The organism is uncultured Actinomyces sp. (genome assembly GCF_963526355.1).
In the GTDB taxonomy this organism is placed as follows: Bacteria; Actinomycetota; Actinomycetes; order Actinomycetales; family Actinomycetaceae; genus Actinomyces.
This window is the reverse complement of the sequence record NZ_CAUROW010000075.1, coordinates 1-8429: the sequence shown is the minus strand read 5'-3', so window position 1 is coordinate 8429 and position 8429 is coordinate 1. Positions and strand designations below refer to the sequence as shown.

The 8429-nt window shown below is 69.1% G+C and carries 5 protein-coding genes, 1 pseudogene and 1 riboswitch; of the genes and pseudogenes, 3 read left to right on the top strand and 3 right to left on the bottom strand.

The features are described from left to right. A pseudogene (locus RWR81_RS11005) lies at positions 1-404 on the bottom strand (hypothetical protein); the annotation flags it as partial. A 146-nt stretch (positions 405-550) separates the two neighbouring features. Beyond that, positions 551-640: riboswitch (ZMP/ZTP riboswitch) on the top strand. 23 nt (positions 641-663) lie between these two features. Between RWR81_RS11005 and purH the strand changes: the two are divergent. From purH to RWR81_RS10990, 3 genes are all read left to right on the top strand, one after another. Further along, positions 664-2478 carry a bifunctional phosphoribosylaminoimidazolecarboxamide formyltransferase/IMP cyclohydrolase gene (purH, locus tag RWR81_RS11000; RefSeq protein ID WP_314457719.1) on the top strand — a complete coding sequence of 605 codons (1815 nt, stop codon included), beginning with the start codon at positions 664-666 and terminating at the stop codon, positions 2476-2478. A 117-nt stretch (positions 2479-2595) separates the two neighbouring features. After that, positions 2596-2895 carry a DUF3017 domain-containing protein gene (locus RWR81_RS10995; RefSeq protein ID WP_314454571.1) on the top strand — a complete coding sequence of 100 codons (300 nt, stop codon included), beginning with the start codon at positions 2596-2598 and terminating at the stop codon, positions 2893-2895. 179 nt (positions 2896-3074) lie between these two features. Next, positions 3075-4427, top strand: coding sequence for a dicarboxylate/amino acid:cation symporter (locus tag RWR81_RS10990; RefSeq protein WP_314454573.1), 1353 nt, complete (start codon positions 3075-3077; stop codon positions 4425-4427). Between the two features lie 104 nt (positions 4428-4531). Here RWR81_RS10990 and RWR81_RS10985 read toward each other — a convergent pair whose 3' ends face one another. After that, positions 4532-6367, bottom strand: coding sequence for an ABC transporter ATP-binding protein (locus tag RWR81_RS10985; RefSeq protein WP_314454576.1), 1836 nt, complete (start codon positions 6365-6367; stop codon positions 4532-4534). Beyond that, complete coding sequence (locus tag RWR81_RS10980; RefSeq protein ID WP_314457717.1) at positions 6364-8190, bottom strand: ABC transporter ATP-binding protein; 1827 nt, start codon at positions 8188-8190, stop codon at positions 6364-6366. The genes RWR81_RS10985 and RWR81_RS10980 overlap by 4 nt, the downstream gene beginning before the upstream one ends. Positions 8191-8429: the final 239 nt, after the last annotated feature.

Here is an 8429-nt window from a genome sequence, read left to right as displayed (position 1 = left end):
GCGATACTCCTCCCGTTGCCCATGACGGACAGGCCTGCGCGGGTACGCACCGAGCTCATGATGGCGGCCACGACGAGCGACCAGGCGGCGCCGACACCGTACATGAGCAGAACCGAGCGCCAGCTGATGGTGCGTGTGCGCGCCAGGAGGGCCACCACCATGAGGCACACGGCCATGAAGGCCGCCGGCACGGCGGCGTAGGCCAGCCGTGGCACCATCACCAGGGCGGCGATGAGCAGCGGGATCATCAGGACGTAGGCTCCGCGCACCACCAGGTTCAGGGCACTGGACAATCCCGGGTGGCGGTTCCACCAGCGCCGGTAGGCGGAGGCGGCCTCCTGCCACTGCTCCGGGGGAGTCCTCCGATATACCGGTGTTGCTGCGATGTTGATGGGCGCAGTCATGCTGTGGACTGTATGCGGTCCCTCAAGCCGCCCGCAAGGAAACAGGCCGTTCGGTCGGCCGATTCGCCAGCAGCGACGTCTCCGATGAAGACAGGATGACAGAACCGTGCCGGCCTGGTGGCCTGAGCGCCACCACTCGATAGGATGGTCCCGGCCGTGACTGGCGAGGGTGGGGCACCACCGGGGAGCGGCCGAGGCCGTCCACGAACGGGACGTCGCCCGCCTGGGCGTCCCGCCCCCACGTTGCAGCAGGAGCGCCATGTCCTCGTCGTCCTCTCGTTCTCCCCGACCGGTCAACACAGCCGCCGAGGCGGTTCCCACCGCCCACGTCCCCACCGAGGGCCTCGTCAGCCCCGACCGCGTCCCCGTGCGCCGCGCCCTCGTCTCCGTCTACGACAAGACCGGCCTCGTTCCGCTCGCTCGGGCCCTGGCCGACGCCGGTGTCGAGATCGTCTCCACCGGTTCCACCGCCGCCACCATCGCCGCCGCGGGCCTGGCCGTCACCCCGGTGGAGGAGGTCACCGGCTTGCCGGAGTGCCTCGAGGGCCGAGTCAAAACCCTCCACCCAGCCGTTCATGCCGGCATCCTCGCCGATCGCCGCAAGCCCGACCACCTCGACCAGCTGGGGACCCTGGGCGTGACCCCCATCGACCTGGTCGTCGTCAACCTCTACCCCTTCTCCGACACCGTCGCCTCCGGAGCCCCCTTCGACGCCTGCGTCGAGCAGATCGACATCGGCGGCCCCGCCATGGTGCGCGCCGCCGCCAAGAACCACCCCGCCGTCGCTGTTGTCACCAGTCCCGCGCGCTACGACGCCGTCGCCGCCGCTGTGCGCGAGGGCGGCTTCACCCTGGCCGCCCGCCGCCGGCTGGCCGCCGAGGCCTTCGCCCACACCGCCGCCTACGACGCCGCCGTGTCCACATGGCTGGCCGGGCAGGTCGAGGCCGACGGCGTTGTGAACACTGCCGACGCCGCAGACGTAACCGACTCGGGGGAGCCTGCCGCGCCGCCCGCCTACATCGGTGTCGGATACGAGCGCCTGACGAGCCTGCGCTACGGGGAGAACCCCCACCAGCGGGCCGCCGTCTACCGCACCGCCGGGGCGAGCGGGGGAGTGGCCGGCGCCCGCCAGCTCCACGGCAAGGCCATGAGCTACAACAACTACACCGACACCGACGCCGCCGTGCGCGCCGCCTACGACCACGGCCAGGCCGTCACGGTCGCCGTCGTCAAGCACGCCAACCCCTGCGGCATCGCCATCTCGGCCACCGGTGACGTCGCTGAGGCTCACCGCAAGGCCCACGCCTGCGACCCGGTCTCGGCCTACGGCGGTGTCATCGCCACCAACACAGTCGTCACCGGCGAGATGGCACGTCAGATCAAGCCGGTCTTCACCGAGGTGGTCGCCGCCCCGGCCTTCGCCGACGAGGCCGTGGAGATCCTGTCCACCAAGAAGAACCTCCGTCTGCTCGTCGTCGAGGCCCCCCAGCGCGAGGGCTACGAGATCAAGCAGGTCTCAGGCGGCGCCGTCATCCAGGAGCGCGACGTGCTCAGCGCCGACGGCGACGACCCGGCGACCTGGACCCTGGCCGCAGGGCCCGTCGCGGACGACGCGCTCCTGGCTGATCTCGCCTTCGCCTGGCGCTCGGTGCGTGCCGTGCGCTCCAATGCGGTCCTCCTGGCCCACGACGGCGCCACCGTCGGAGTGGGGATGGGGCAGGTCAACCGCGTCGACTCCTGCAGGCTGGCCGTCGAGCGCGCCAACACCCTGGGTTCCCGCTCCACCGGCGACGCCGCAGTCAACAGCTCCCAGAAGGAGAAGGGTGCCGTCGGCGGGGCTGACGCCGCCGAGGTCCTGGGGGGCACCATTGCCGCACCGGAGCGCGCTCGCGGTGCCGTGGCCGCCTCCGATGCCTTCTTCCCCTTCGCCGACGGGCTTCAGGTCCTCATCGACGCCGGGGTGCGGGCCGTCGTTCAGCCCGGTGGGTCCATTCGCGACCAGGAGGTCATCGATGCCGCCCAGGCCGCCGGCCTCACCATGTACTTCACTGGCACCCGTCACTTCGCCCACTGATGTCCCGGCGGCCTCGTGCCCGGCGGTCTTGTATCGGGCGCCGGCCGGCGCGTTAGGGGGGATGTGGAGAAGGAAGCTCGTGGACCGGCGCCCCCGTGCGCCGATAGGCTCGTCTCCGTGACTCACGACCCGCATCCCCGGCAGGACGAGCACAAGGAGCCCTACCGCACGATCTGCGTCGTCCTTGTGGCCCTCGGCCTGGCCGCGGTTCCCGTCATTGCGCTGCTGGGGCATCGTCGCCTCGCCGTCCTGTGGGCGGCCGCAGGGATCCTGGCGCTGGCCATCGTCCGGATCCAGCGCCCCGACGGCACCTGGCTGGCGGCGCGCAGTCGCCTGTTCGATGTCGTCTTCGGTATCGGTCTGGCCGTGGTCCTGTTCACTCTTTCCACGTACGCAAATCTGCCCCATGTCATGTGAGCGCTGCCTCCGCTGTGCCGGCACCACTGATTTCTCCTGGTGAAGCAGCCCCTTGCTGCTTGTGATCCGCCTCGTGCGGGTGCCCATTTGTCGGTCGGAGCCGCACTGCGATCGGACGTTGTGGCACGCTGGGGCACTCAAGACGTTCCGCCATCGTTCCACACCCTGAAGGTCCCTGTATGTCACGCAATCCCTCGGCCCCGCCGTCACTGGGCCACCGTCTCAGCCACAGCATCCTGACCTGGGTCATCGGCGCCATCGTGCTGGCCCTGCTTCTGGGATCAATCCGGATCGGCGGCCACCCCGCCGTTCCCAAGCCCGTCGGCAACGTCTTCGCGACCTTCTCCGACCTTTTCAGCCAGTTCCTCAACTTCGCCATCCCGCTCATCATCATCGGGCTGGTGACTCCCGCCATCGCCGACCTAGGACGCGGTGCCGGGAAGTGGCTCGGCATCACCACCGCCCTGGCCTACACCTCCACCCTTTTCGCCGGCTTCCTCACCTTCCTGGTGTGTGCCGTCACCTTCCCCCGCCTGCTCGCCGGAACCTCCTTGGCCGACGTCGCCAAGCCTGAGGGGGCACTGACCAGCTACTTCACCGTTGAGATGCCGCCCGCCGTCCAGGTCATGACCGCGCTGCTGCTCTCCTTCGTCCTGGGAATCGGCCTGTCCATGGTGCCCCGGGGCGTCCTGCGCAAGGGATTCATCGAGTTCCGGGCCATCATCACTCGCCTTATCGAGCGGATGATCATCCCGCTGCTGCCCCTGCACATCTTCGGCATCTTCCTCAACCTCACCTACACCGGTGCGGCCGGGGCCGTCATGAAGGCGCTCTTGCGGGTCGTCATCGTGGTCCTCGTCCTGGAGGTCGTCATCCTGACCGTTCAGTTCGTGGTCGCCGGTGTCATTGGCCGCAGGAACCCGTTCAGGGCGCTGGTCACCATGCTGCCGGCCTACCTCACGGCACTGGGTACCTCCTCCTCCGCGGCCACGATCCCAGTCACTCTGCGTCAGACGAAGAAGAACGGCGTGTCCGACGCGGTGGCGTCCTTCACCATCCCTCTGTGCGCCACGATCCACCTGGCGGGGTCGACGTCGAAGATCTTCTCCTTCGCCTTCGCCATCGTCCTCACCCAGGATCTGAACGTCTCCATCACTCAGTGGATCGGCTTCATCTTCATGCTCGGCATCACGATGGTGGCCGCACCGGGCGTTCCTGGGGGCGCCATCATGGCCGCCACCGGCCTGCTGTCCACCATGCTCGGCTTCAACGATCAGCAGGTGGCTCTCATGATCGCCACCTATATCGCCCTGGACTCCTTCGGCACCGCCACGAACGTCACCGGTGACGGTGCCATCGCCATCATTGTGGACCGCATGGCGGGAGGCTCTGTCAACGACGAGGGCGACCCGGAGAATGCCCGTGAGCTCTCCTTCGACGGCATGGCCTACCTCCACGCCGTCAGCGTCAAGGGCGTCGTCAGCCCTGAGGAGCTGGAGGTCTCCGCTGCCGCCACCCGCTCCGACGAGTAGGCCGCTCGAAGCTGCTCAGTCCGAGCCCGTATCGCGCCAAGACCGAGCGGGAGCCAGCGCTGCTGAAGCCCTGGGGCCCGCTCGGTGCAGTCCGCCTGCATCAGTCAGCGTCCGCGGGCGGTCAATGTTCGCAGCGCTCCGGGCTCGGCGAGGAGCTTGGCGGGTGGACCGGCCTGCACCACCGTTCCCGCGTCCATGACGATGACATGGTCGGCCTGCTCGGACCACTGGAGGCGGTGGGTGATCTCAATGATCGTGGCCTGTGGCAGGTAGGTGCGCACTCCAACCCGCACCCGCTCGTCCAGGTCGGGGTCCAGGTGGGAGGTGAACTCGTCGAGGATGAGAACCCCGGGGCGGGCAAGGAGGGCACGTGCCAGTGCCAGACGCTGACGCTGGCCCCCGGACAGGGACTGGCCGCGCTCGCCCACGAGAGTCTCGTAGCCGTCCTCAAGGGCCTCGATGTCCTCGTCGATGCAGGCGGCTCGGCAGGCCCGGCGTACCTGGGCGTCGGTGGCCGACGGTGCCGCCAGGCGCACGTTCTCGGCGATCGTGGCCCTCATGAGGTGGATCCGCTGATCCACCATCCCGACCTCCTGATAAAGGCTGGTCGCGCGCAGGCCGACCACGTCCTGGCCGTCGATGAGGATGCGGCCCGACTCCGGCTCGTCGAAGCGCACCACCAGCTGGGCCAGCGTCGACTTGCCCGAGCCCGAGGCTCCCACGACACAAGTCCACTCCCCGGCCCTGGCCCTCGCGCTCACCTCGCGCACGGCCTGCGCCACGGTGCTCGGGTAGGAGTAGCTGACGTCCTGCCACAGGACCTCGTGGGAGATACCGCCGGTCAGCTCCTCATCGCCGTCGCGCACCTCCACCGGGGCGTTGACGATCTCCCATACCCTCTCGGCCGAGGCGAAGGATGCATGGAGCGCTCCCGAGAGCTCCTCGACGCCTCGTACGGTCTCGCTCATCCGCAGCACCGCCGCGGCGGCTGCCGCCAGAAGGGGCACGTCCTCACCGGAGCCGGTGGCAGGCAGCATCGTCCCCACCATGACGACGACGATCGGTGCGGTCAGGCTCGTAAGCTGGTTGGCGCCCCGGCGCAGCGCGGCCCACCGGACGCTCAGTCGTGAGGCTCCGGCGATCTCGGTGTCGATCCCGGCCATCTCATCGAGACGCTCCCGGCTGCATCCGTACCCGACAACCTCGCTCATGCCCTGTACCGTGTCAGTGACATGCTGAGTGAGGTCCGCTCGCGCCGCTGAGACGGACCGGTATGCCTCCAGGGAGGCGGTAAAACCCAGACGAGGCACGATGAGCAGCTGGAACACCATGAGGGGAAACACCGACAGTGCCACCGGCCAGGAGACTTTCAGACCGATGACCGTGAGCACGACGACCGGAGTGATGGCGGCCGAGACCGCTGGGGCGAAGGTGTGGGCGAAGAAGACCTCGATGCGGTCCACGTCCTTGGTGGCTCGTGACAGCAGATCGCCCGAGTGGGAGGTGACGCTGACCCTGGGGGAGCGGGGGATGAGTGAGCGGAAGATCTGCCCGCGCAGCAGCTCGAGCGCCTTGAAGGCCACCAGGTGACCAAGGAACTGCTCGGCGTAGCGCAGGGCGGCCTTGAGTAGGGAGAGCCCCGCCATCACAGCCAGAATCGGCCAGATGCTGGGCACGGGGGCACTGGTCGCCATGGCCAGTCCCACTGAGGCTGCGGCGTAGGCCCCTAAGGAGAACAGGGTCACACCGCTGAGTATGGCGACGCTGCGGCACAACGTGGAGCCCAGTAGCGGAGACAGGACCGGGCGGGTGACCGCCAGCAGCCAGCGCACCAGCACCGCGCGCGATGGCGGCGCCTGTGTCGAGACATCGGCCTCCTCCTGACCGAGTTGGTCGCTCTCGTCCGGCCGAGCCGCTGATGAGTGTCTGGACTGGATCATGCCCGCCGCTCCTCGCGCCTTCCGGCGGCCGCATCGGCGGCGTCATCAGCTCCGTGGGAATCGGCCTCGGCGTCGTCGGTGCCGTCTGCTGCGCCGGCGGTGGGAGCCTTGGCGGTGCCCACCTCATGAACGCCTCCAGTCTCCACCCTCACGGTCCGGTCCACGGTGGTCAGCGCCCCCGCACGGTGCGAGATGGTGATGACGGTCCGGCCGTGGGCCAGCTGCTCGATGGACTCGACGATGGCGGTCTCGCTGGCCAGGTCCACCTGGCTGGTGGGCTCGTCCAGGAGAAGCACGGGGCGGTCGGCCAGGACCGCGCGCGCCAGGGACAGGCGCTGGGCCTGCCCGCCCGACAGCCCGAGCCCGCCCTCACCGACTTGTGTTTCCAGCCCCTCAGGCATCAGGGACACCTCCTTGTCCAACCGGGCCACCTCCAAGGCGTGCCACATCTGCGATGACGTCGCGCACGGTTGGGCCAGACGCAGGTTGTTCGCGATCGTGCCGGTAAACAGCCACGTCGTCTGCGCCACTAGTGCGGAGGCGGCCCGCACCTCGTCCTGAGTGGTCGCGGTGAGTTCGGTGCCCTCGATGCGCAGCGATCCGCTACTGGGCAGAAGGTTCCCGGCGAGCATTGCCATCAGTGTTGACTTACCGGCGCCCGAGGGCCCCACGACCGCCAGGTGCTCGCCGCGATGCACGGACAGACTCACGCTCTCAAGCACCGGATCCTCGTCCCACGTGGCCCCGACGTCGTCGAGCACCACGGAGGCCTGTGGTACCTCCTTCGCTGAGGTGTCCGCCTGTGTTTCGGGACGTGCTGCGGACTGCGGCAGAGGCCGCGACAGGATCCGGCGGATGGCGCGCTGGTTGGCCATGCCTCCCATCCCCACGTAGAAGAAGGCCCCCACGTGGTCCAGCGGCTCCAGGAGCACGTAGGAGGTCAGCACGATCGCCAGTGCGTCTCCGGCGTCGATCGTCCCGGCGGACAATCGCAGCAGGGCCATCCCTGCAGCCGTGGTGATGAGGAAGAGTGAGAAGAGGCCGTCGGTGAGCAGGATGACGAGCTGATTGCCCGCCAGCAGGCCCATGACTGCGCGCCTATTCGTCTCCCCCTCCAGGCGTAGGCGGGCACTGGTGCGCTCTGCGGCCCGGGCCAGGGTGAGGGTCCGCAGTCCCTGGATGGCGTCGAGGTACTCGGCCGCCAGACGCGTGCGTGCACGCCTCGAGTCCGACGACGAGGTCCGCAGCCGAGAGTGGGCGAAAGCGATGAAGGCGGGTACCACGACGACGGCCAGGGCCAGTACCAGGGCCGGGACCATGTCGACCGTCAGGGCCAGCTCGATGAGTACCAGCAGGGGTGCCGCGGCTGCGGCCAGGGTCGGGGCCAGGAAGGTTTGGCGGTAGAGAGCCACGCGTTCGGCGCCGTCGGTCAGCAGGGAGGCGGTGGCGCCGCTGCGGACGTCGGCGGCACGCGCAGGACCCAGACCGAGCAGGTGTGCCAGCGTGAGCCGGCGCAGGTGAGCCTCCTCGCTGAGCGCGCTGGAGCGGGCGATCCACTGGGACAGCAGCTGACAGGCGGCGCTCAGGACGGCCGCCGCCAACGCCTGGGTGAGCAGGCCGGAGGTCTGCGAGGAGACCAGCAGGGCGCCCAGAGCGCGTCCGGTGGAGATGAGGCACCAGCCCGAGCCCAGGGCGCCCAGCAGCGTCAGACCGAAGGAGACGGCGCCCGAGCGGCGCCCGGCGGACGAGGAGATTCGGGCCGGGGGCTTAGAGCCCCGACGCAGCGGCGCCGGGAGAAGTACGGGGGATCGACGTGAGCTCATCACGGTCCTGGAGGCGAGAAGCGGGCTGGGGGAGGGCCCCAGAGTATCGATCGAGACGGGGTGCTGTCAGGACCGGGACGGATCACGCCTGGATCACCGGGCGCCAGCAGGATCTCCACCACTGTCGGTCAAGGAAGTGGTGAGAGTCACGAAACCTTGCGGATCGCTGTGTTCACCTGCGCGTACGTCATAGCGTTGTCCTGCCGGGCTGCCGCCTGCGGCCCGCGACGACACACGTC

What these genes read in the sequence shown, in the direction of transcription:
- purH (WP_314457719.1), top strand. Translation starts at nt 664, where the DNA reads ATGTCCTCGTCGTCCTCTCGTTCTCCCCGACCGGTCAACACAGCCGCC.
- RWR81_RS10990 (WP_314454573.1), top strand. Translation starts at nt 3,075, where the DNA reads ATGTCACGCAATCCCTCGGCCCCGCCGTCACTGGGCCACCGTCTCAGC.
- RWR81_RS10980 (WP_314457717.1), bottom strand. Translation starts at nt 8,190, where the DNA reads ATGAGCTCACGTCGATCCCCCGTACTTCTCCCGGCGCCGCTGCGTCGG.
- RWR81_RS10985 (WP_314454576.1), bottom strand. Translation starts at nt 6,367, where the DNA reads ATGATCCAGTCCAGACACTCATCAGCGGCTCGGCCGGACGAGAGCGAC.